The 23836-nt window shown below is 72.7% G+C and carries 14 protein-coding genes and 1 pseudogene; 2 read left to right on the top strand and 13 right to left on the bottom strand.

Features of this window, described 5'->3' with window-relative positions:
- Window positions 1-2: 2 nt before the first annotated feature.
- From ACRX5W_RS19325 to ACRX5W_RS19285, 9 genes and pseudogenes are all read right to left on the bottom strand, one after another.
- Window positions 3-2360: a hypothetical protein gene (locus ACRX5W_RS19325; protein WP_436789455.1), complete on the bottom strand. Its 2358-nt coding sequence runs from the start codon at window positions 2358-2360 to the stop codon at window positions 3-5.
- 368 nt (window positions 2361-2728) lie between these two features.
- On the bottom strand, window positions 2729-3685 hold the full coding sequence (locus tag ACRX5W_RS19320) for a pseudouridine synthase (RefSeq protein WP_436789454.1): 957 nt from the start codon (window positions 3683-3685) through the stop codon (window positions 2729-2731).
- Window positions 3686-3930: 245 nt separating this feature from the next.
- Window positions 3931-4449: pseudogene (gene scpB, locus ACRX5W_RS19315) on the bottom strand (SMC-Scp complex subunit ScpB); the annotation flags it as partial.
- A gap of 242 nt (window positions 4450-4691) precedes the next feature.
- Window positions 4692-5915, bottom strand: a complete 1224-nt coding sequence (locus tag ACRX5W_RS19310) for a segregation and condensation protein A (protein ID WP_436789453.1) — start codon at window positions 5913-5915, stop codon at window positions 4692-4694.
- Between the two features lie 206 nt (window positions 5916-6121).
- Complete coding sequence (locus tag ACRX5W_RS19305) at window positions 6122-6760, bottom strand: hypothetical protein (protein WP_436789619.1); 639 nt, start codon at window positions 6758-6760, stop codon at window positions 6122-6124.
- Window positions 6757-7731: a ParA family protein gene (locus ACRX5W_RS19300; protein WP_231779721.1), complete on the bottom strand. Its 975-nt coding sequence runs from the start codon at window positions 7729-7731 to the stop codon at window positions 6757-6759. The genes ACRX5W_RS19305 and ACRX5W_RS19300 overlap by 4 nt, the downstream gene beginning before the upstream one ends.
- Window positions 7732-8692: 961 nt before the next feature.
- Window positions 8693-9808, bottom strand: coding sequence for an alanine dehydrogenase (gene ald, locus ACRX5W_RS19295; RefSeq protein ID WP_436789452.1), 1116 nt, complete (start codon window positions 9806-9808; stop codon window positions 8693-8695).
- A gap of 225 nt (window positions 9809-10033) precedes the next feature.
- Window positions 10034-12178, bottom strand: a complete 2145-nt coding sequence (locus tag ACRX5W_RS19290; protein WP_436789451.1) for an ATP-binding protein — start codon at window positions 12176-12178, stop codon at window positions 10034-10036.
- Between the two features lie 691 nt (window positions 12179-12869).
- Window positions 12870-13676: an SDR family oxidoreductase gene (locus ACRX5W_RS19285; protein WP_436789450.1), complete on the bottom strand. Its 807-nt coding sequence runs from the start codon at window positions 13674-13676 to the stop codon at window positions 12870-12872.
- An 81-nt stretch (window positions 13677-13757) separates the two neighbouring features.
- On the opposite strand from ACRX5W_RS19285, the gene ACRX5W_RS19280 reads away from it, so the two are divergent.
- Window positions 13758-14432, top strand: a complete 675-nt coding sequence (locus ACRX5W_RS19280; protein ID WP_436789449.1) for a TetR/AcrR family transcriptional regulator — start codon at window positions 13758-13760, stop codon at window positions 14430-14432.
- Window positions 14433-14918: 486 nt separating this feature from the next.
- On the opposite strand, the gene ACRX5W_RS19275 is transcribed toward ACRX5W_RS19280, so the two are convergent.
- A complete protein-coding gene (locus tag ACRX5W_RS19275; protein WP_436789448.1) occupies window positions 14919-15599 on the bottom strand; it encodes an NUDIX domain-containing protein in 681 nt (226 codons plus the stop codon).
- A gap of 788 nt (window positions 15600-16387) precedes the next feature.
- Window positions 16388-18097, bottom strand: a complete 1710-nt coding sequence (locus ACRX5W_RS19270; RefSeq protein ID WP_436789618.1) for a CTP synthase — start codon at window positions 18095-18097, stop codon at window positions 16388-16390.
- A gap of 386 nt (window positions 18098-18483) precedes the next feature.
- Between ACRX5W_RS19270 and ACRX5W_RS19265 the strand changes: the two genes are divergently transcribed.
- The gene (locus tag ACRX5W_RS19265) at window positions 18484-20421 is read left to right on the top strand and encodes a glycoside hydrolase family 15 protein (RefSeq protein WP_436789447.1); all 1938 of its coding nucleotides are present in this window, start codon (window positions 18484-18486) and stop codon (window positions 20419-20421) included.
- Window positions 20422-20567: 146 nt separating this feature from the next.
- Here the strand turns inward: ACRX5W_RS19265 and ACRX5W_RS19260 are convergent, their stop codons facing one another.
- Window positions 20568-21695, bottom strand: coding sequence for a glycosyltransferase family 4 protein (locus ACRX5W_RS19260; RefSeq protein WP_436789446.1), 1128 nt, complete (start codon window positions 21693-21695; stop codon window positions 20568-20570).
- Between the two features lie 360 nt (window positions 21696-22055).
- Entirely contained in the window at window positions 22056-23693 is a 1638-nt protein-coding gene (gene murJ, locus ACRX5W_RS19255) for a murein biosynthesis integral membrane protein MurJ (RefSeq protein WP_436789445.1), read from the bottom strand.
- Window positions 23694-23836 lie beyond the last annotated feature (143 nt).

Here is a 23836-nt window from a genome sequence, read left to right as displayed (position 1 = left end):
GACTACCCCTCCAAGGGGTCCGCCGGATCGGGGAGAAGTGATCGGCTGGCGGCCCAGAGCCGCCCGATCTCCGCATAGAAGTGTGCCCCTGATCCGTGTGCGACCACGGCGCGGATCAGATGCTGCTGGTAGGGACGGTACGTTCCGGAGACCGTGTCGAGATTGCGGACGACGACGGCCAACTCCGCTGCCATGGAACCAGTTTGGCATCCGTCGAGCACGTACGCCGCGAACTGTCCCGTCACCGCGGCGATCCGATGGCGCGGCAGGCCGCAGCGGTCCAGCTCGCGCATCGGCCCGTCGAGACCCGCGAGGACGCGTTCGAGCGCGGTCTGTTCGCGCGGTGTGGGCAGCCGGTCGGTCGCGGTGACCAGGGCGCCGACGCGTTCGACGAGCGCGGGCAGCAAAGGCTCTTCGGCGCGTCCCAGGCCCACGGCGGCGGTGACGAGGTCGACTTGGTCGAGTAGAGCATGGAACTCACCGTCCCTGCCCGCGGGTTCGCGTGCGAGCAGGCGTGCCGCCCCGACGAGCGCGTGCAGGGCGGCGTCGGAGGCTCCGTCCTCGATCCAGCCCTCCCGCTCCCATCCGCGAGGTGCGCGTTCGGGCGGTCCCAAAGGCGCGGCGGCCGGTGCGGGATCGGCCCGTTTCGCGTGGCGGCCCGGTCCGGCGGATGCACCGCCGCCGGTGTTCGCGGACCAGTCCGGTGCGCCGGCGCGGGTGGCGTCGGCGGTCTCCACGGGCGTGTCGAGCGCGGCCGCGGCGGCGGCGAGGGCCGCGGCCCCGGCCGACGGCGAGCGGTGGCGCGGCGCGGGCCCGGCATCCGAAGCCCGGACGACGCCTTCGGGCCCGGGCATGCCGGTCGGCCGCGGCGGCGCTGCCGGCGCCTCGGGGGGTCGGGGCGTCTGCCGAGGAGCCGCGTCGCGCGGTGCGTCCGCCCGTCCGCCGTCCGACGGCCGGGGTTCCTCCGGCATCGGGAAGGCGACGGGCAGATAGCGGGTGTCGGGCTGCGGCGGGGTGGGTCCGTACGGACGCTCGACCACCGGCGGCGCCACCGCCTCGCGCGAAGCGGCGGGCCGCGCCTTCGGCGGCGCGTCCGGCGCCCCCTCCGCGGCGGGGGACACACGCCGCGCCCGATCCTCCGGCCCCGGTGTCCCGGACGAACCGCCGGAGGCCCGGGGTGGCCGCCCGTCGAATGTGCTCGCGGGCGACGGCGTCTTCGTCCCCACGCGCTCGTGCGCCGCGACGGCGTCTTCCGGCCGCCCACGGGATCCCGCGCCGTTCGCCGCGACCGCGGCGCCCCAGCCCGGGGAGTCGCCCGCCGCGACCGCCCCTGCGGGGTCGCCGCGCCGCTCCGTCTCGTCCCTCGGCCCGGCCCAGCCGGGAGGCGCGGTGAGCGGCTTGGGGGGATACGGACGGTTGTCCGGGCCCGGCTTCGTCAGCGAGACCTGGGCGGGTATTCGCCCGCCGCGCATCACGTCGACGATCGCGTGCGCCTTCGCCTCCGGCCCCAGCTCTGCGGAGGACCGCAGCGCACGCAGCAGGTTCCGCGTCTCCGCCCATGGCCGGGTGGTGTAGCACGCGACCAAAAGACGCGCGGCTTCGGCGTAAACATCGCCGCCGGGACCGTCGCCCGGCTTGATCCGCGCCCGCGTCGGGGAGTCCCCGGCGGGCCAGCGCGGCACCACGACGAAGCGCGGACGGGTCGCGTCGTCGCCGGTCTCGTACGTCGAGAAACTCCAACTCCCCTGTACGAGATGGCTGATCAGGTCGAATACGCCCCACAGCAGCGGTACCGGGTCCGGGCCCGTGTCGCGGCGCAGCAGGGTGACCCCGAGCCGGGGCCGGGCCAAAAGCGTCTCCGCGACGCGCGTCAGTACGGGACCGTGGTCGCGCGCGGCGGCCCGGAGAGTCGCCGCCCGGCCCTGCGCGAGCGCGATCAACCGCTCGGCGCTCAGGCCGAACAGCGGCTCCCCCGGCGTGAGTTCGTCGGCCGCCGCGCCATCGGCGGCCCAGTCGAGCACCCCGAGCGCGAGTACGACGTGCGGGCCGAGCACACGGTCGGGGTCCAGCAGCGCGTGCGCGACGTTCCCGGGCCTGTTGTCGCGCCCGTACAACGCGAACTCCCGGTGGATCAGCGCCGGTCCGAGGCTGGTCCGGGCCCAGCACACACTCGTGTACGGCCCGCTCTCCACGTCGACGGCCATCCCGACGTACGGCCGCAACTCCCCCGCCCACGCGGACAACCGATCCCCGGGCAGCGACGTCGCCAGGGGCCCGAGCCCCCGCACGCCCAGCAGATCCCGCTCCTGCCACCGATAGACGATCCTGTCGAGAACCGCCCCACCCGCATTCTCCGCCACGCCACCCCCAGCACCGCTCGCCCCGGGTTCGGCCCCGACGCGGAGCAGCACCCTGGCAACGTTCTAGCAGCCGGGAGCCCGGCACCGCAGCCGCCTCGACGACACAACGCGACTGCGCGACGCGGACAGCACCGAAAACGCCCGCCTCGGGAATTCCGCAGGTACGAACCACCACGGATTGTTCCGCCGACGGCCGCTCACCGCAGGGTTTCGGATCCTCGGCGTCACGGATCCGTCACCGACCCGTCACCGACCCGGTCGGCTTCGATCCCACCGGCGGTCTCGGCACGGGCGTCTTCGCCGTGACGAGGCACCACGCCGGAGAGTCACCACCGCGTCACCCCCGCTCGGAGCGAAGGGCGTCGGCTCTACAGCCCGACCTCGCGGAACAGCAGGCCGATCTCCTCGTTCGACAGCCGCCGTGTGCGGCCCGGCCGCTGGTCGCCGAGCTGGATCGGGCCGAACTTCGTGCGGACCAACCGCTCGACGGGGAAGCCGAGTTCGGCGAGCATGCGCCGCACGATGTGCTTGCGGCCCTCGTGGAGGACCACCTCGACCATGTACGTCTTGCCGAGCTGGTCGATGATCCGGAAGCTGTCCGCGCGGGCCAGCCCGTCGTCGAGTTCGACGCCCTCCTTGAGGCGCTTGCCGAGGTCGCGCGGGATGGGGCCCTGGATCTGGGCGAGGTACGTCTTGCGGACCTCGTAGCGCGGGTGCGTGAGCCGGTTCGACAGCTCGCCGTGGTTGGTGAGGAGGATCAGGCCCTCGGTCTCGGTGTCGAGCCGCCCGACGTGGAAGAGCCGCTGCTCGTGGTCGGTCACGTACTCGGCAAGCGTGGGACGTCCCTCCGGGTCGTGCATCGTCGACACCACCCCGGACGGTTTGTTCAGCGCGATGTAGACCTCGCCGCTGCTCGTCGGGATGCGCAGGCCGTCGACCTTGATCTCGACCTTCGCCGGGTCGACCCGCAGGCCCTGCTCGCGGACGACACGGCCGTCGACCTCGACGCGGCCCAGCTCGATGAGCTCCTCACAGGCCCGGCGGCTGCCGATGCCGGCCTGTGCCATGACCTTCTGGAGCCGCACGCCCTCCTGCTCCTCGCGCGCGGTGCGCTCCCCCTCGCGCACGGTCGTCGGACGCCGGTCCGGCCGCCCGGTCCCGGACCGCTGGGGGCCGTACGCTCCGCCGCGCCCGCCGGCACCGCCACGGCCGCCCGTGCCCCGCCCGGCGCCGCCGCCTCGCGACGCGCCCGACCGCTCGTCGCGGTTGTTGCCCGCGCCGCGGTAGTTCCCTCGGCCGGAGCCCTGCCTGCCTGTGCCAGCCATCAATCGTCCGTAGTCGTCTGACCGGCCTCGTCGGCCTCGCCCGGTGTTGCTGCGGGCGGCCCGGCGTGGGGACCGGTGGTGTCGGTGGGGTCGTCGGCCGCGGGGACGGGGTCTGCGGGAGCGCCGTCGACCCCGTTGCGGGCGTCGCGGTTGTCCTCGGCGGCCGTCGCCGCGGGGTCTTCCCGACCAGTATCCCCGGTTTCCGCCCCCTCGACTGCCACCGGCCCCCGCCGCGAGGTCTGAGGGAAGCCGTCGAGCCCGCCTTCGGTCTCCGCTTCGAGCGCGTCGACCTCGGGCAGGAAGGGTGCGAGTTCGGGCAGTTCGTCGAGGCTGACGAGGCCCATGCGCTCCAGGAAGAAGTCGGTGGTGCGGTAGAGGAAAGCGCCCGACTCCGGTTCGACGCCGTATTCCTCGACCAGGCCGCGGGCCAGCAGCGTGCGCATCACGCCGTCGCAGTTGACGCCGCGTACCGCCGAGATACGGCTGCGGCTGACCGGCTGCCGGTACGCAACCACCGCGAGCGTCTCCAGCGCCGCCTGGGTGAGCTTGGACCGCTGGCCGTCGAGAACGAACTTCTCGACGGCCTCGGCGTGTTCCGGCCGCGTGTAGAAGCGCCAGCCCCCGGCGACCTGGCGCAGGTCGAAGCCGCGGCCGTGCGCGGTGTACTCGGCGGACAACTCGCGCAGCGCGGTGACGACGGCCTCCGTGGGCTCTTCGAGAACCTGCGCGAGCACGACGTCGGGAACCGGGTTCTCGACGACCATCAGGACGGCTTCGAGCCTCGGCTTGAGGAGGCCCGGGTTGAGACCGGGGCCGTCGTCCGTGGTTCCGGCTGCGGCCTCGGGTTCGGTGTCGGGTGCAGTCTCGGGTGCAGTCTCGGCGGGGGCGCCGGCCGGCCCGTGCTCGCGCTGCGTCGGAAGCGCGGCGGTCTCCGTCGCCGACGACTCGGCGCCGCCCGTCTCCGGAGCGGCCTCGTCCGGCGGCTCGACCCAGAACCCGTCGTCGGTCATTCCTGCGACTCCTCCACGTCGTCGGCACCGGTCGTGTCCGTACGCCCGTCCGTCCCGTCCTGTTCGTCGAACTCGGCGCCAACTTCGGGCGCGTCCTCCTCGCCGCCGGTCCACCGCACGTGCAGTTCGCCGAGCGCCTCGACCTGGTCGAACCCGACAGCGGCCTCGCGGAAGAGTTCGAGCAAACACAGGAAACGCGCGATGACGTGCAGGTTGTCGGGGCAGTCGGCGATCAGCGCCCGGAACGTCAACGCCCCGTGTGCGCGCAGGCGTTCGACGACGATCGCGGACTGCTCGCGGACGCTGACCCTGGGGACGTGGATGTGCTCGATCGAGACCACCTTGGGGCTCTTGGGCGTCATCGCCCGGGCCGCGAGGCGCGCGAACTTCTCCGGATCCACATCGAGGACCAGCTCGGGCAGCATGCCGGTGTACCGCTCCTCCAGCGGCACGTCGCGCGGGTAGCGGCGGCCTTCCACCGCCCAGCACTCGTCGAAGATCGCCGCGATCTCCTTGTACGCGCGGTACTGCAGCAAACGCGCGAACAGCAGGTCGCGGGCCTCCAGCAGCGCGAGGTCCTCCTCGTCCTCTATCTCGGCGACGGGCAGCAGCCGAGCGGCCTTGAGATCGAGCAGCGTCGCGGCGACGACCAGGAACTCCGTGGCCACACCCAGGTCCCAGTCGGGGCCCTGGGCCCGGATGTACGCGATGAACTCGTCGGTGACCTTGGACAACGACACTTCGGTCACGTCGAGCTTGTGCTTGGCGATCAGGCTGAGGAGGAGGTCGAACGGCCCCTCGAAGTTGTCGAGGCGCACGGCGAATCCGTCGTGGCGGGCGCTTCCCGTGACCGGCTCGGCGGGGCCGGGGGACGCGGCGGCACCGGTGAGCAGGCTGACTGCGGCGTCGCCTTCGTCGGGTCCGTCGGGTCCGTCGGGTCCGTCGGTCGCGGCGGCGGCGGTCGTGCCGCGTGAGGTGCCCCTCGCGGCCCGGTCGTTCGCGGGCGAAGCGCCACCAATGGACTCGGGTTCGTCTTCACCGCCGGTCGTCGGCGCTTCCTCCGCTGCCGGGGCCGGCGCCGAAGCCGTTGGTGGGCCCGCCGCCGCCGGCGTTTCCGGGCGCTGTTCGGCTTCCGGTTCCCCCGTCTGCGCCGGGACGGCGAACGCGCCGCCTCGGCCGAGGTTTCGGCGGGGGCGCGGGCGGGGGTTCGGAGTGGACATCGCGTTCCATGGTGCTGGGCGGGGGACGAAAGCGGCAGGTCGCCCCGCCGTCCGCGCCAGTTTTTCACTTTTTGCCCAAAACGCCGGTGACCGGGGGCGGATCCGCCGCCGAGTCGTCCGACTCGGCCGCGATCCCGTCCCCGGTCACCGATGTGGCGATGGCAACCCGCATGTGCCGCCCATGGCACGGCCCGGATGATGTCGGATCAGTGGCCGCCCGGCCCGGCCCCGCCGCGCAGGCGGCGCACCAAAATGCTCGCTTCGCCGCGCGCTTCCAGGTCGGCCAGCACGACGGCGATGGCTTCACGCACTATCCGGCCCCGGTCCACGGCGAGCCCGAAGTCGCCGCGCAGTGTGAGCCGTGCGTGTTCGAGGTCCATCAGCTCCTCGGCCGACACGTACACGGTGATCTTCTCGTCGTGGCGCTCGCGGCCGCTGGGGCGCCGCGGGGCCCGGCCTCGCCGCGGAGCCGAGCCGCGTTGTGCGGGCGCCGCGGCGGGCGGCGGGGCGCTGCCCGGCTCGCGGGCGGGAGCCGGTACGGCCCCCTGTACGGCCCGCGGTTCCGGGGCGGCCGGAGCGGCCGGTTCCTGTTCGTGGGACGGGGCGTTCTGCGTCCCGGACGGCACGGACTCGCCGTCCTGCCCGGCGGACGGCGCGGGCACCGTTCCTCGGCCGTTGGCCTCGGGACTGCCGCCGGCCGCGGTGCCCGCCGCGGCGGCGGAGGCTCCCGATCCGGTTCCGAGGGCCGCCGTGTCGGCCGTCCCCGCCGCGTCGGCCGCCTGACGGGACGTCAGTGTGGCTCCCCCGGTGGTACGGAACAACTCGTCGGCGCCCGGCAGACTCACTCGGCGCGGCACCGGGCCAGCACCTCCCTCGCAAGCTGGCGATACGCGGCGGCTCCCACGGAGTTCGACGCGTACGTGGTGATCGGTTCGCCGGCCACCGTGGTCTCCGGGAACCGGACGGTACGGCCGATCACCGTGTGGAAGACCTGTTCGCCGAACGCCTCGACGACACGGGCCAGCACCTCGCGGCCGTGCACCGTGCGCACGTCGTACATGGTGGCCAGGATGCCGTCGAGCACGAGGTTCGGGTTGAGGCGCTCGTGCACCTTCTCGATGGTCTCGGTGAGCAGCGCGACACCGCGCAACGCGAAGAACTCGCATTCCAGCGGCACGATGACGCTGTCCGCGGCGGTGAGCGCGTTGACCGTGAGCAGACCGAGCGACGGCTGGCAGTCGATGATGATGTAGTCGTAGTCCTGCACCAGCGGCCGGATCGCGCGCGCGAGCGTGGTCTCGCGGGCGACCTCGGTGACCAGTTGGACCTCGGCCGCGGACAGGTCGATGTTGCTGGGCAACAGGTCCATGCCCGGGATGATGGTCTTGAGCAGGACGTCGTCGGCGCTGAGGTGGGATTCCATCAGCAGGTTGTAGACGGTGAGTTCCAGCTCCATCGGGTTGACGCCGAGGCCGACCGAGAGCGCGCCCTGCGGGTCGAAGTCCACGAGCAGCACGCGTCGTCCGTACTCCGCGAGCGCGGCACCCAGATTGATGGTCGACGTGGTCTTGCCGACGCCGCCCTTCTGGTTGCACATCGCGATGATCTTCGCGGGGCCGTGCTCGGAGACCGGCCCCGGGACGGGGAAGTACGGCAGCGGCCGACCTGTCGGGCCGACGCGTTCGCGGCGCTGTGTCGCGGCGTCGGGGGCGAGCGTGGCGGCGTACTCGGGATCCGGCTCGTAGTCGGCGTCGGGGTCGAACGGCCCCCCGCGCAACTCTTCGGCGTACCGGAGTTCGTCGTCGTAGTAGTACATGTCGTACGCGTACTCGTCGGCTTCGGCCCCGGCCGGGACCTGTTCGCCGCCCGCACTGCCGTGGGCACCCGCCTGGTCGGCCGTCGACGGGAGCGCGGCGTCGCGCGTCCCCTGCTGCTCCGCGGCAGGGCCTGAACCCTGAACCGACCCACGGGGGGCCTGGGCCGACGCTGGCTGGGCACCCCCGGGAGCAAATGTCGACTCATTCACAAGTCGTCTTACCTCCTTGCCGACCAGGCCATTTCTTGCTTCGTCAGCGTGACGATCCTTACTGACGGATCGCGACTCTATGGCGTGTCGCATGGTCGCAGCAAGGCGAACCGCCCGACCCATGCAACATCGCACCGGTTCAGTCAAGAGCCCGAGGGTGGGAAGCTGCGCAGGTCGGGCCGACTCGGTCAGCCGCGACCACGGAACAAACCTGAGTGGTCGTCAACGAGGCATTTCACTATGGTTCTTGGACAAGTTGGACAACCCGCGGGCGGGTGCGCGGCCGTCCGGCAGGTGTGTCGGACACCGCGCCGTGACCCCGTGCGGTCCTGCGACACGCTCGGCTGCGGCAACCGCGTCGCCCGCGCGTACGCCGCAACACCCGACGTCCGCGACCGGTTCCGACCGTGGTGATCGTGACCGGTCTCCGGCATCCGCCGACCGCCACCGCGACATGCGAACCGGGCCGTGCGACATGTGGTTTGTGGCCACTGCCCGTGCGCAACACCGTATGTGCAGACAAGGCGACAACATCGATATCCGGTCTGCCGTCAGGCAGATCGCGCCACCGCGAAACGGAATGCCGCCCGCCCGGGAGCGGCGCCCCTGCGCAGGCCGGGCGGTATCGCGGCCGGTCCGGGGAAGGCCGGGCGGGGGTCGCCAAAACGGCGTGAATTCGCCCCGGATTGCACCGAGACGCGGTCGCGACCCGGCCGGACTGCCGCTGCGATACCGGACCGGTGCGCGGCGCTCAGCCCAACAACCGGGCGGTTTCGACGTGTTCGAGGCCGTGCGCCTCGGCCACCGCCGCGTTGGCCAGCGCGCCGTCGTGTGTGCTGAGTCCGAGCGCGAGCGCCGCATCGTCGCGGCAGGCCTTGCGCCACCCCTTGTTCGCAAGGTCGACGAAGTACGGCAGCGTCGCGTTGGTCAGCGCGTATGTCGAGGTGTGCGGCACCGCGCCGGGCATGTTGGCGACGCAGTAGAAGACCGAGTCGTGGACGCCGTAGACCGGGTCGGCGTGCGTGGTCGGCCGCGAATCCTCGAAGCAGCCGCCCTGGTCGATCGCGATGTCGACGAGGACCGACCCCGGCTTCATCCGCGACACCAGGTCGTTCGTCACCAGCTTGGGTGCCCTCGCGCCCGGCACCAGCACCGCGCCGATCACCAAATCGGCGTCGAGCACCGCGCGTTCGATTTCGTAGGCGTTGGAGGTCACGGTCTGAAGATGGCCCTGGTAGATCCGGTCGGCCTGCCGCAGGGTCTCGATGTTGCGGTCGAGCAGCAGCACTTCGGCCTGCATGCCCAGTGCGATCGCCGCCGCGTTGTGCCCCGACACCCCCGCGCCGATCACGACGACCTTGGCCGCGTACACGCCCGAGACACCGCCCATGAGCGTGCCGCGTCCGCCGCCCTGCCGCATCAGGTGGTACGCCCCGACCTGCGGGGCGAGGCGACCCGCGACCTCGGACATCGGCGCCAGCAGCGGGAGTTGCCCGCCGGGCAGTTGGACGGTCTCGTACGCGATCGCGGTGGTGCCCGCGGCGAGCAGCGCGTCCGTGCACGCACGCGACGCCGCGAGGTGCAGGTAGGTGAACAGGGTCTGGCCCGCGCGGAGTCGGCCGTACTCCTCGGCGACGGGCTCCTTGACCTTGAGGATCAGGTCGCCGGTCTCCCACACCGCGTCGGCGGTCGCCAGGATGGTCGCACCCGCCGCCGCGTACTCCGCGTCGGGGATGGACGAGCCCAACCCGGCGTCCTGCTGCACGAACACCTCGTGCCCGTGGCGCACGAGCTCGTGCACGCCGGCCGGGGTGATCGCCACGCGGTACTCGTGGTTCTTGACCTCGCTGGGGATACCGACCTTCACGGCTGTCCACGTCCTTCCGTGCAGGGCCGGCGACACCGTCCGCCGACCTGGAACAAGCACCGGCGAGGAGCGCCGTCCGCCGAGGCCCACCTAGGTTAATGCGGCTAGAACACACTGACAACCTTGCAATGTGCCATCAATCGGCACACCAAATTTATGTTTCGCAGGCAACCAGACCGTGCGGGATCTCGTGGGTGCGCGGCGGCTACCCGTCCGTGGCGCCGGTCAGTCCGCCCGCGCGGGTGGCGCGGCGACCGGCGGGCCGGGGCCGTCGTCGTCGAGCAGACGCCGCACGGCTTCGGCCTGCGGAATGTCGGACAGCAGCGCCAACGCCTGACGCCGCCGTGCGTGGGCCTCGCGCGGATCGCCGGAGTCCTCCGCCAGGTCGGCGGTGCGCAACAGCGTCAGCGCCTCCAGCCGCTCGTCGCCGGCCGCCCGGAACGACTCCACCGCGTCGCGGTAGACGGTCAGCGCCTCCCGGGTGCGGCCCGCGTCGCCGAGGCACGCGCCGATGTCGGCGAGCACGCGGCCGATCTCGGCGGGTTCGTCGAGGCGGCGGCGCACCCCGAGTGCCGCGCGGTGGTCGCGCAGCGCCTGCTCGAAGCGGCCCATGCGGGCGTGCAGGCGTCCCAGACGCGAGAGCACACGCGCCTGGCCGTCCTCGTCCCCGATCGTGCGGCGCAGCAGCAGCGCGCGGTCGTACCAGTCGGCGGCTCGCTGGAGATCGCCCAGGTCCGCGTACGCGTTGCCCAGGTTGACCATCGCGCGGCCCTCGCCGGCCGGGTCGGCGAGCGACCGCGACACCTCGAGTGCGGCGCGGTAGCAGGACAGCGCCTGTTCGAGTTCGGCGCGGGCCACGTGCAGGTTGCCGAGGTTGAGCAGCGCGACCGCCTCCTGGCGGCCCGATCCGTGCCGCCTGGCCGCCGCAAGCGCAAGCTCGTGCAGCTCGCGGACGTCGCGCCAGTGCGCACGCCGGTCGAGCAACCGCGTCAGAACCGCGACCAGGCGCCTGGTGGGCCCGTCGAGGCCGGCCGCTGCGGCGACCCGGGCGGCGGCCAGAAGCTCGGGGCGCTCCTCACGCAGCCACGCGCGGGCGTGCGCGGCCGACTCGAAGCGCACGTCGGCCGGGACGTCGGCACCGCGCCCGGCGATGGTCTGCTCGGCGGCGCGCGCCAGGCGCACATAGCGGTCCAGCAGCCGCACGCGGGCGGTACGGCGCTCCCCGGGGCGCTCCTCGGCGTCGAGGCATTCCTGCACGTAGCCGCGCAGCAGTTCGTGGAAGCGGTAGCGGCCGGGAACCAGCCCCGGCTCCAGAAGGTGCAGTTCGCACAGCTCCGCGAGCGACCGCGCGGCGGCGTCGGGTCCGCAGTCGGCCAGCGCCGCCGCCGCGTCCGACCCGAACTCGCGGCCCGGTACGAGCGCGAGCAGCCGCAGCAACCGCGCGGCGGAGGGAACGAGTTCGCGGTGTACGAGAGTGAAGCAGGCGCGCAGCGCGAGTTCCGTGTCGTCGCACGAACCGTGCAGCCGCAACCGCTCGGCGCGCAGCCGCCGCCCGACGTCGGCGAGCGCGTACCGCTGCCGGGCACGCAGCCACGCGCCGGCGAGCTTGAGCGCCGCCGGGTGGTAGTCGCACAGCGACAGCAACTCGTCGGCGGCGCGCGGGTCGCACGCTATGCGCGTGTGTCCGGCGAGGTCGCCGAGCAGTTGGGCCGCGGCCCCGTGGTCGAGGACGTCCAGCGCACACGCGCGGACGACCGCGGCGCGGCCGAGGCCGGTAAGCGGCCCGACCGAGGTCGCGACGACGAGAGCGGTCGGGCTTTCGGGCAGCAGGGGCCGCAACTGGGCGGTGCTGGTGAGGTCTTCGAGCAGGACGAGTATGCGACGGTCGACCAGCAGCTCCCTCAAGCGCCCCGACCGGTCGTCGGTGCCGCCCGGCGGCTCGCGGTCGCCCAAGGCGTGGAGGAAGCTCTCCAGCACCTCCGCGGGCGGGATGGTCTCGCCGCGCGCGCCGGTGAGCCGCGCGTACAGCACACCGTCGGGGAAATGCGGGGCGAGTCGGTGGGCGAGCAGCACCGCGAGACTGCTGCGGCCGATGCCGGGCGGCCCGGAGATCGAGACGACCCGGTCGGGCGGCAGCAGCGAGGCCCGCGCGGCAACCCCCTGCACGGGTACGGCGGCTCCGGGACCGGTGACCCACCCGTACAGCGTGCGCAGTTCGTCGGTGCGGCCGACGAATTCGGTCGGCATGGGCGGCAGTTGCGCGGGCCCGAGGCGCAGTGTCGGAAAGAAAGCCTCGTCGCCCGCCCTCGGCGCGGGTACGGCAGTCCCGACGGCCTCGGTCTGGGCCGCCGACTCGCCACCCGTGAACACCGCCGACGACCCCCTGTTCCAGCCCCCCGACAGTCCTGCTGCGCAGGGTAGCGAACCGCGGACGAAATACGCCCGCGGACGCACAACAGCGCGGCAGCGGCGAATCATCCACCGCCGCGCCCAACACCCAGCCCGCACCCCCGAAGCAGCGAACACGGCAGGGACGCATCATCCGCCGCCGCACCTCCCCTCAAACCCGACACAGCACCCAACACCCAGCCCGCCTCGGTCACGTACTCGGCCAGCGTGGGACGGCCCTCCGGGTCGTGCATCGTCGACACCACCCCGGACGGTTTGTTCAGCGCGATCGAGCAGCGAACACGGCAGCGACGGATGATGCGCCGTCGAGGGGCGGCTGCGGGGCACGGCCGGTGGCCGCGAGGGCGGGGGCGTGGGGCGACCCCGTCCTGCGGGGGCGGACCTCCGGTAGTTGCTTCGGCTTCGTTCCGGCCGGTCACGTGAAGCCGCGCGGCGCCGGGACCAGTCGCCGTCACACAAACGCAGCCCGGGACAGCCGCCGACCGGTGAATCCGCCTCCGCTCCGCCTCTTCTCGGCTCGGTGTCTTCGTCATGGCCGGCACAAGGACCGGTGCCGCCGGCCTGCACGCCGTCCGGGCGCACCACGCAAAGCCCGCATCATGCGCCCGCGAGGCACCCGGCGCCGCGCGGACCGGCGGCCACCGTCGCGGGCTCAGAGCCCCGAGCCTCCCGTCGCGTCCAACACCGCGCCCGTCACCCAGCGCGCGTCGTCCGAAGCGGCGAACGCGACCACGTCGGCGATCTCGGCCGGTTCACCGACCCGGTCGAAAGCGGAGAACGCCGATGCCCACGCCCGCTTCTCCGGGTCCGTGTGCAGCCACGACGCGTTGGTGTCGGTGTCGACGATGCCCGGCACCACCGAGTTGACGGTGATGCCGCGCGGACCGAGTTCCTTGGCGAGGTGACGGGTGAAGACGTCGAGGGCGCCCTTCGTCGCGGAGTAGGTCATGATCTCGGGGAGCGCGATGCGGACGACGCCGCTGGAGATGTTGACGATCCGACCGCCGTCCCGGAGCCGGGTGAGCCCTTCCTTGACGATGAAGAACGGCGCCTTGACGTTGACGCCGAAGACGGTGTCGAACTCGTCGGGGGTCAGGTCGTACAACGACGAACTCGTCGCCACCGCCGCGTTGTTGACGAGGATGTCGAGGCCCGGCCCGGCCTGCGGCGCGTGTGCGGCGAGGCCGGCGTCGAACGCGGCCCAAAGCTCCCCGGCGCCGCCGTCCTTCGCCGGGCCCAGCTCGGCGTGGACGGGGAAGGCCGTGCCGCCACCGGAGCGTATTGCCTCGACCACCTCTTGCGCGGCAGCCGCGTTGCGCGCGTAGTTGACGGCCACGATGGCGCCGTCGCGGCCCAGACGCTCCGCGACGGCCCGGCCGATGCCGCGGCTGCCGCCGGTGACGAGCGCGACCTTGCCGGAGAGCCGGGCGGTGAGCGGGCCCGCAATGGACGCAGACATGGAGAATCCCCTTTGCTTGTTTAGCGATGACTACAAAAGAACGGTAGCATCCTTTTGTAGTGACCGTTATAGACTTGGGGGATGGCGAAGGAGCAGCGCACGGAGGCCTCAAGGCAGTCCCCGCGGACCTCGGACGGCAAGCCCAGGCCCACCGGTCGGCCGCGCGCGTTCGACCGCGACGAGGCGCTGGCAACAGCCACCCGGATGTTCTGGGAGAACGGCTACGAGGCGACGTCCATCGGCGACCTGACTCGGGCGATGGGCATCAAGCCGCCCAGCTTGTACGCGGCGTTCGGCGACAAGCGGAAGCTCTTCGAGGAAGCCGTCCAGGCCTACGGGCAGTCGCCCTACGGCGCGTTCATGGCACGCGCGCTCGCGGAAGAACCCACCGCCCGCGGCGCCTTCGCCCGAATCCTGCGAGAGGCGGCCGAGATCTACACCGACCCCTCGCACCCGCGCGGCTGCCTCACCATTTGCGCGGCGACCAATGTCACCCCTCAGAACGCGGAGGTCGAGAACTACCTGCGTGACCTGCGGAACCGCAATCTCGGGGTCTTCGAAGCCCGCCTGGCCCGCGCGGTCGAGGACGGCGAACTGCCGCCCGACGCGGATCCGGCCACGCTCGCCGGCTGGTTCGCCCTCGTCATCCAGGGCATGTCACAGCGCAGTCGGGACGGCGCCGACGCCGCCGAACTCCAGGCCTCGGCGAAGCTCGCGCTCCGCGCGGTCTGGCCGGAACAGAAGGGCGTGCCGTAGAGCGTGCCCGTCCCGCCGGACCAGGCCGCACGCCGGGTCCGCCGTGACGGGACCCGAGCCGGCGTTCGGACCACCCAGCCCGGTCGACGGGCCCGGCTTGACCAAGGCCGACGCTCGGCAGACGTCTCTATGGGCGGGCCGGACATGTCGTCCGCCCACTCCAGCGCAGCACCCGGCCGCCGGCGCGTGGGGGCGCCGAAGGCCCATAAGAGCGGCTGACCGCCCCCCAACCCACTCGACGCTTGGCAACGTGAAGGCCGACGGCGTGCGACCGCAGGCGTGGGCCTGCGGCTCGGCCCGAGCTTGTCAGGGGGACGGCCGCCGGGCCCGAGGCCGCAGCGGTGCGCAACGCCGCGAGCGTGCGTCACCGGCCGCCCCCGGCCTCCCCGCGCCGCGCGGCCTGAAGGGATCCACCCGTCGGGCCCTGAGCCTGATCGTCACGACGGGACGTGCCGGCACGTCGTCCGACCCGCGCGGCGGGGCTCCTCAGAACGGCCGAGCCGGCCAAGGCGCGTCGACCGGGCGGAGGCGGTCGAGCCCGTCGCCCGCCCGCGCTGCGACGACCGCGAGGGCGCCGGCGATCAGGGTGGGGTTGTGCAGGGCGCCGGCCAGGACAAGGCGGACGACCTCGTCCAGCGGTGCCCACGCGACCTCAAGTTCGGACTCCTCGGCGTGCGCGGCGTAGCGTTCGCCGTCGACCTCGCTCAGGCCGCGGGCCAGGAAGACGCGGATCGCCTCGTCGGACGAACCGGGCGAGTTGTAGAAGTCGACGAGGACGCGCCAGTCGTCGGCCTTGTGGTGGGCCTCTTCGTACAGCTCACGCTGCGCCGCCAACTGCGGGTGCTCGCCGGGGACGTCCAGGAGGCCCGCCGGAACCTCCCACAGCTTGTGCCGCACCGGGTGCCGGTACTGCCGCAGCACCAGCACACGGTCATCGTCGTCGAGCGCCAACACGCCGACCGCCCCCGGGTGGACGAGATAGTCCCGGCGCGCGTCCGTCCCGTCGGGCATGGCCACCACGTCGCTGCGCAGCCCGAAGATCCGGCCCTCGTACGGGGTCCCTTCCTCGACGACCGGCCATTCCTCGGCCGTGTCGGTGAACCGGGACCCGGCAGGGGTGGAGGGCGGCTGCGGCGCGGCGTCGTGCGGTCGTGCGTCGGCGTTCATCTGATTCCTCCGTGGTTTCCTTCCCCCGCCTTGGCGGCGGGGCGGAACGGGCTCCTGCGGAGCAGGGCCCAAGCGCTGCGCCGGGCCGCCGCCGGGGTGGACCGGTGATCGCCCCCGGTATGTCCTGACCGGCCCGCCCGGCAACGGCCCTGCGGCGGAGCCGACCGACGCGATCATGAAGCCACGCCCGCGAGGCGACGGCCTTGGCCGACCATGCCGACTTTCGGCTCCTTACTCGACAGCGCGGCCGGGGGCCGGTACGAAGCGTCAACGGATCATGCCCGCGCACCCTCTCCGCGACCAAACAGAAAACCTGTGCGGCACGGTTGGGAAGACCCTTTGCACACAAGTGGGAATGGTCAAGGCACACAACGTAGTCGAGCGCCGCGCCGCGCGGTCGGCCCGGGGGTGTCCGGACGCCCGCGCAGCGCTCAGGCACGCCTGCGCTCGCCGTGCCTCGGCGCCTCGCGGCGGACCTCGCCGGGACCGGCGCGGAAGGCACGGCTCTCCCGCGTTCCCCGGGGCCGCCGAGCACGTCGACCGCGCCGTCGGCCACTCGGCCTGGGGCGTGTCTCGAATCGCCGCCGGGGCCGCACGCCGGGCCCGGCAACCTCCCAAGCCCGGCACCGCACCTCGAAGCACACACCCTTGCCGCCCCGGCGGCCCAAGCCGAACCCAAGCCGAACCCAGCCCGAGCTGCGGGCCTGCGCCTTGCGACGCGCGGCACGAAGGAGGGCCGTCCAGGGCCGGTGCGACGCGGCCGGATCCGACGAGGATTCGAGGACCCCCTAGGGAGCGGCCTCCACGGTCGCGCGGTCCTCGCCGGTGACCCGGCGTACGGCGGCGGCGACCAGGCCCGCGAAAAGCGGGTGCGGCCGGGTCGGGCGCGACTTCAGCTCGGGGTGCGCCTGGGTCGCGACGAAATACGGGTGGACGTCGCGCGGCAGTTCGACGTACTCGACGAGACGGCCGTCCGGGGAGAGGCCGGAGAAGACCAAGCCGGTCGCCTCAAGCTGCTCGCGGTAGCTGTTGTTGACCTCGTAGCGGTGGCGGTGCCGCTCGAAGCTGTGGTCGCTGCCGTAGACCTCGGCGGCGATCGAGCCCCCGACGAACCGCGCCTCGTACTCGCCGAGCCGCATCGTGCCGCCCAGGTCGCCCTGACCGGCGACGATGTCGAGCTGGTCGGCCATCGTGGAGACCACCGGGTGCGGAGTGGACGGGTCGAACTCCAGGGAGTTGGCCCGCTCCAGACCGGCCAGCGTGCGCGCCGACTCGATGACCATGCACTGGAGGCCCAGGCAGATGCCCAGCGTCGGGATGCGGTTCTCGCGGGCGTACCGGATCGCCTGGACCTTGCCCTCCACGCCGCGGTCGCCGAAGCCGCCCGGCACCAGCACCGCGTCGACGTCGGCGAGCTCACGCGCGGCGCCCTCGGGAGTGGCGGTGTTGTCGGAGGTGACCCACTTGACCGTGGCGCGCACGTTGTTGGCGAAGCCGCCCGCGCGGATCGCCTCGGTGACCGACAGGTACGCGTCGGGCAGGTCGATGTACTTGCCGACCAGCGCGACGGTGACCTCGCGCTCCGGCTGGTGCACGCGCCGCAGCAGGTCGTCCCACGTCGACCAGTCGACGTCGCGGAAGTTGAGGCCGAGCCGGCGCACGACGTACGCGTCAAGCCCCTCGGCGTGCAGCACCTTGGGGATGTCGTAGATCGACGGGGCGTCGATCGCCGCGACCACGGCCTCCTCGTCGACGTCGCACATCAGCGAGATCTTGCGCTTGATGTCGGTCGGCACCGCCCGGTCCGCACGGAGCACGATCGCGTCGGGCTGGATGCCGATCGAGCGCAGCGCCGCCACCGAGTGCTGTGTGGGCTTGGTCTTGAGCTCGCCGGACGGCCCGATGTACGGCAGCAGCGAGACGTGCAGGAAGAACACGTTGTCGCGGCCGACCTCGTGGCGGATCTGGCGGACCGACTCCAGGAACGGCAGCGACTCGATGTCGCCGACCGTGCCGCCGACCTCGGTGATCACCACGTCGACGTCGTGCTCGGCCATCTGCCGGATGCGCGACTTGATCTCGTTGGTGATGTGCGGGATGACCTGCACGGTGTCGCCGAGGTACTCGCCCCGGCGCTCCTTGGCGATCACCGACGAGTAGACCTGGCCGGTGGTGACGTTGGCCGAGCCGTGCAGGTCCTCGTCGAGGAAGCGCTCGTAGTGGCCGATGTCGAGGTCGGTCTCGGCGCCGTCGTTGGTGACGAAGACCTCGCCGTGCTGGAACGGGTTCATCGTGCCCGGGTCCACGTTGAGGTACGGGTCGAGCTTCTGCATCGTCACCCGCAGCCCGCGCGCCTTGAGCAGAGCGCCGAGGCTGGATGCGGTGAGCCCCTTGCCGAGCGAGGAGGCGACGCCCCCGGTGACGAAGAGATGCTTGGTCGGCCGGGTGCGGGTCGACGGACGCGCGCCGCGCGTCGCACTGCCGGGCGTCTGGGGCACTGCCAAGGAGGGGCTCCCGTGGGGGGTCGTGTAAACGCGAGAGGGAATGTGGTCCCTAGAAGTCCACGGGCGACCAGACTAACAGCGCTACCCGACATCGTCCCCCCGCGCGAGGCCCCCACCACGTAGCACGATCCACCCTATTCAGAGCGTGACCGAAGCCTCCGCAAACCCTAGAAAAACCGGGCAGTTACCCATGAACTCCCCGACGAGGGCAACGCAGAGTCACTGAACGGGTCTCATCACCGACGTGAGTGGACTACTCTGATCAAGGGTCCGCAGCGTGCGCCCGGAGCAGGCGGCACGCCCAGGCGACATCCCACACACTCTCCCATCACCCGCCTGAAGAACAGCGCGACGGCCGTATAAGGCAGGACGGATTCCGCGTGAGCAATCGCATCGAGGACTACGCCCTCATCGGGGACATGCAGACCGCGGCCCTGGTGGCCCGCGACGGCTCCGTGGACTGGTTGTGCCTCCCCCGCTTTGATTCGCCCGCGGTCTTCGCGGGCCTGCTGGGCACCGAGGAGAACGGCTACTGGAAGATCGCCCCGCTCTCCGGCGGCCACGCCACGCGCCGTCGCTACCGGGGCGACTCGCTGATCCTGGAGTCCGAGTGGGAGACCCCCCGCGGCTCGGTCCGGGTCATCGACTTCATGCCGCCGTCCGACGCGCTCATCGGCGCACCCACCATCGTGCGCATCGTCGAGGGGATATCGGGCCACGTCCCGGTCCGCTCCGAGATCCGCATGCGGTTCCACTACGGCAAGGTTGTGCCGTGGGTGCGCCGCCACACCGACGGCCGCACCGTCGCGGTCGCCGGCCCCGACGCGGTCTGGTTGCAGAGCGAGGCCGAGGCGTACGGGCGCGGCATGACGACGTACGCCGACGTCACCGTGGGACCGGGCGAGCGCCACGCCTTCATCCTCAACTGGTGGCCGAGCCACGTCGAGGCGCCGCTGACGACGGACGCCGAGGCGACACTCGAAGACACCGAGCGGTTCTGGAGCGACTGGGTCGACCGCTGCACCTACCAGGGCCCCTGGCGCGACGCGGTGGTGCGCTCGCTGATCACCCTGAAGGCGCTCACGTACGCCCCCACCGGCGGCATCGTCGCCGCGCCGACCACGTCGCTGCCCGAGGACGTCGGCGGCGTCCGCAACTGGGACTACCGCTACACCTGGCTGCGCGACGCCGCGATGACGCTGTCCGCGCTGGTCCGCACCGGCTTCCTGGAGGAAGCGAAGGCGTGGCGCGAGTGGCTGCTGCGCGCGGTCGCCGGCGACCCGGAGAACCTGCAGATCATGTACGGCGTCGGCGGCGAGCGCCGGCTCACCGAGTACGAGGCCAACTGGCTTCCCGGCTACGAGAATTCAGGTCCGGTGCGGATCGGCAACGCCGCCGCCGAGCAGTTCCAGCTCGACGTGTACGGCGAGGTCGTCGACGCACTGCACCACGGCCGCATGGCCGGCATGGAGGGCCACGACAACGCCCACCAACTCCAGCTCCGCCTCATGGACTTCGTCGGCGACCACTGGCGCAACCCCGACGAGGGCATCTGGGAAGTCCGCGGCCCCCGCCGCCACTTCGTGCACTCCAAGGTCATGGCCTGGGTCGCGGTCGACCGCACCATCAAGATGATGGAGACCGACACCCTCGACGGTGCCGGAGCCGACGAGCGCACCCTCGACCAACTGCGCACCGTGCGCGACGAGATCCACCGCGAGGTGTGCGAATACGGCTACGACGCCGAACGCAACACCTTCACGCAGTACTACGGGTCCCGCGAGCTGGACGCGGCGCTGCTGCTCATCCCGCAGGTCGGCTTCCTCCCGGCCGACGACAAGCGCGTCGTCGGCACCATCGAGGCGATCCAGCACGAGCTGACCGAGGACGGCTTCGTCCGGCGCTACCCGACACACGGCGACGGGATCGGCCTCGACGGCCTGCCCGGCGACGAGGGGGCCTTCCTGGCCTGCTCGTTCTGGCTGGCCGACGACCTGGCGATGATAGGGCGCCTCGACGAGGCCCGGGAGCTGTTCGAACGCCTGCTCGCACTGCGCAACGACCTCGGACTGCTCGCCGAGGAATGGGACCCGCGCCTGCAGCGCCAGGTCGGCAACTTCCCGCAGGCGTTCAGCCACGTCCCGCTGATCGACACGGCACTGCGTCTGACCGCGCTGTGGCATCAGCAGCAGCGTGAGGCGGCCGTCAAGGCCGAACGCCGGGAGACCGCGACCGAGGCCGCGGAGGCCGCCGAAGCGGGCGGTGCCGCGGAACCGGGCACCGCGGAACGCGCACACGCGGCGGAGTCCGGCGGCTGAGCGAAAAAGACCGAGGACGGCCCCGCCGGCACGCATCGACGTGCGGGCGGGGCCGATTTCGTCACCGCGGGGTGTGCGACTCGGGCCCCCGCACCGGGCCGTGAGAACACCACGGGCCCGGTGAGGTCCGCCCCCGAGCGCAGCGACTAACGCGGGCCGAGTTCCTCGTAGACGCTGAGCACCTGGGCAACGGTGTCGTTCTCGTCCGGCCAGGTCAGGGCCTGGGCGCGGCCGGCCTCGGCGAGTGCGGCGCGGCGACCGGGGTCGGCGAGCAGCGCCGCGACGGCTTCCGCCAACGCGTCGGCGTCGCCGTACGGCACCAACTCCGCCGCGTCCCCGACCAGTTCGGGAATGCCGCCGACCGCGGTGGACACCAGCGGCACGCCCATCGACAGCGCCTCCTGCGCCACCAGGCACCGCGCCTCCCAGTGGCTGGGGAGCACGGCGATGTCGGCGGCGGCGAACAAATCGGCGACATCGCCGCGGTGGCCCAGCAACCGCACCGGCAGATCCTCGGCGTCGATGCGGGCCTGCAACTCGTCACGCAAAGGCCCGTCGCCGGCGATGAGCACGATCGGCGCCTCCGCGAGTGCCTTCCACTTCGCGGCGGCGTCCAGCAGGACCGGGTACGCCTTCTGCGGCGCGAGGCGGCCGACCGCCAGCACGACGGGCCTTGCCCCGACGGTCAGTTCCGCGCGCACGGCGGACCGGTCACGGCGCGCGGCGGGCGCGGGCGCGCCGACCGGGCCGAGCCGGGCGTCGGCGGCTCCGAGTCCGCGGGCCCGGTCGACGAGGTCGGAGGAGGCGCCGAGCACGACGTCGGCGGCGCGCACCGCGCGAGCCTCCATCATGCGTGCGAGCACTGCTTTCGGCCCGGTCGCGAGCACCGCGTTGTGCAGGGTGAGGACCAGTGGTGTGCGGCCGGGGCGGCGCCCGATCACCGAGGCCGCGGCGAGCCCGGCCCGCAGGCCGTGCGCGTGCACCACGTGCGCGTCCGCGCAGGCTTCGCGCAGTGCCCGAAGGGCGGCGCGGCCGGTGGGGCGCGACCCGGCGGAGACCTCGACGGGCACGAACCGCGCGCCGGTCCGGGCGAACTCGAAATGCTCCTCGGCCGCGGACGGTCCGGCGACCGTCACAGCCACCCCGCGTGCCACCAATCCCCGTGCCAGGGAACGGACATGCACCCCGACTCCGCCGGTGGCCGTGCCCAGCACCAGCACCGCGCGCAGCCGCGCGGGCTTTCCGGCGCGCTCTTGTGACGTCCCGTCAGCCACGACTCTCCTTCACGACCCGACGCCTGCACATGTTCGCACGGGCGCAGGGGCCCCGCGTTCTCTCGGGACCGCCTCTGGTCCCTTTTCACCGAAGTCTCGCGTTGCCGATCGAAAGACGTCGCCCCGGCACTGATCGCTGCCGAAGGTTCCGGTGATCCGATGCCTCCCGCAGCAGGCCCCACGTCGACCTCCGACTCGCTCGCGGGCCCTGCCGCGCGTGCGGGCACGCCGCCCGCTCCCGGGGGTCAGCCGGGCGCGGCATGTGTGATTCCGCGCCGGCTTCGGCGCCCGGTTCTCGTGCCGTCCCGTCATGCCCTCTCCGAGCCTGGTCCGCGCGTCGGCCGGCGTCCCGTGCCGGGTTCAGCGCCGCCGCGCGAGCAGCACCCGCACCTCCGGGCCGGCGAGCGCGTAGGCCACACCCGCGAACACCGCCGCGCCGATGATCGCGGCTGTCGTTCCCGCGAGCAACGAGTGGACCGTGCCGCCCGTTCCCCACACGTGGGCGAGCCCGGCCCCGGCCGCTCCCCCCGCACCCGCTGCGGCCGCCCCGGCCAGGCTCACGCGCCCGGCGCCGCGCAGGGCCTCGCGGCCCGACGCCCGCACGGTGGCGGCCACCAGAAGGGCTCCGGCCACGGTCATGCCGACGGTGTTGCCCAGCCCCAGCGCGGCGACGCTCCACTCGGGGTCGACCGCGGGCACCAGGGCCAGGTCGGTGGCGATGACCGCGGCCCAGCCCAGGACCACCGCACCCGCCGACGCGCGCCCGTGGCCGCGCGCGTACAACGCCCGGCCCAGGTGCGCGATCAGGCCATATCCCGCCAGGCCGGGTGCGAAGGCGACGAGCGCGCGGGCAAGGACGGCCGGGTCGACTCCGCCGTCGCCGCCCGCGAGGTTCGCGAAGAACGCACCGACCGGATACGCCGTGGCCGCCAGCACCGCCGCTCCCGCGAACGACACCAGCAGCACCGCGCGCGTGGTGGCCGCCGCGGTGGCGGCGAACCCGGGGTGGTCGCCCTCGTGCGCGGCTGCGCTCAGGCGCGGGAAGGCACTGGTGGCGATCGGCACGGCGAGCACCGCGTACGGCAGGACGTACACCATCCACGCGTTCTGGTACGTCACCGCGCCGCCCGCCGGGCCGTGCGCGTTGACCAGGATCAGGACGGTGACCGTGGCCAGTTGCTGCGCGACGAGCGTGGCGACTCCCGCGAGGGCGAGCATCCGGGCACGTCGGGCGACACCGTCGGGAAAGCGGAAGGTGGGACGCAGCCGGATGCCGGTGCCGCGCAGGGGGACAAGGGTGCACAGGGCGAGTGCCAGCACGCCCGCGGTGGTGCCGAGTCCGAGCACGAGTTCGCCGCCTCGCGGGACCGCGTCCGGGTCGTCTCCGCTGCCGTCGTAGCCGGCGGCGAAGAGAAGGTAGGCGCCGGCGACGACGAGGCTGGAGACCAGCGGCGCGACCGCCGCTGCGGTGAACCGGCGGTGGGCCTGGAGGATGCCGGCGGACACGACCGCGAGGCCGTACAGCGGGATTTGCGGCAGGAACGCGGTCAGGAATGCGGCGGCGAGCCCGGACATGCCGGGCACATCGGTCTTGTCGCGCAGCAGCGCGTCCATCAGCGGGTCCGCGAGCAGCACGCCCGCGACGGTGACCGGCACCAGGACCGCCACGGTCCAGGTGAGCAGCGCGGACGCCGTGCGGCGGACCTCGTCGGTCGAACCGCGCGCGAGCGGGCCGGCGAGCAGCGGCACGACCAGGCTCGCGAGCGCCCCGCCGGCGACGATGTCGAAGACGATGTTGGGGACGTAGTTGGCGGTGGTGTAGGCGTCGCCGACGTTGTTCTGGCCGACGGCCGCGTTGAAGACGATCTGCCGGCCGAACCCGGCCACGCGTGCGAGGACTGTGAGGACGGCGATGACGAGGGCCGCGCCGGCGAGCCCGCGCGTGAGGCGTCGACGCCGCGGCGACGCGGGCGGGGTCGGGGGGGTGCCGACGGTCACGCGGCGCCCCGAACGACGAGAACGTTGGTGCGATCTTCCGACCGGCCCCGCAGCCCCCACTGCGGGGGTTTACCGGATGAGCGGATCGCTGCGGCGGCCGGCGTCCACAGGGCCGGGTCGATCATCGGACTTCTCGCGTCACG

The organism is Yinghuangia sp. YIM S10712 (genome assembly GCF_051388935.1).
Taxonomy (GTDB): domain Bacteria; phylum Actinomycetota; class Actinomycetes; order Streptomycetales; family Streptomycetaceae; genus Yinghuangia.
The sequence above is the reverse complement of the archived record's forward strand: the minus strand, read 5'-3'. Positions and strand labels throughout refer to the sequence as shown.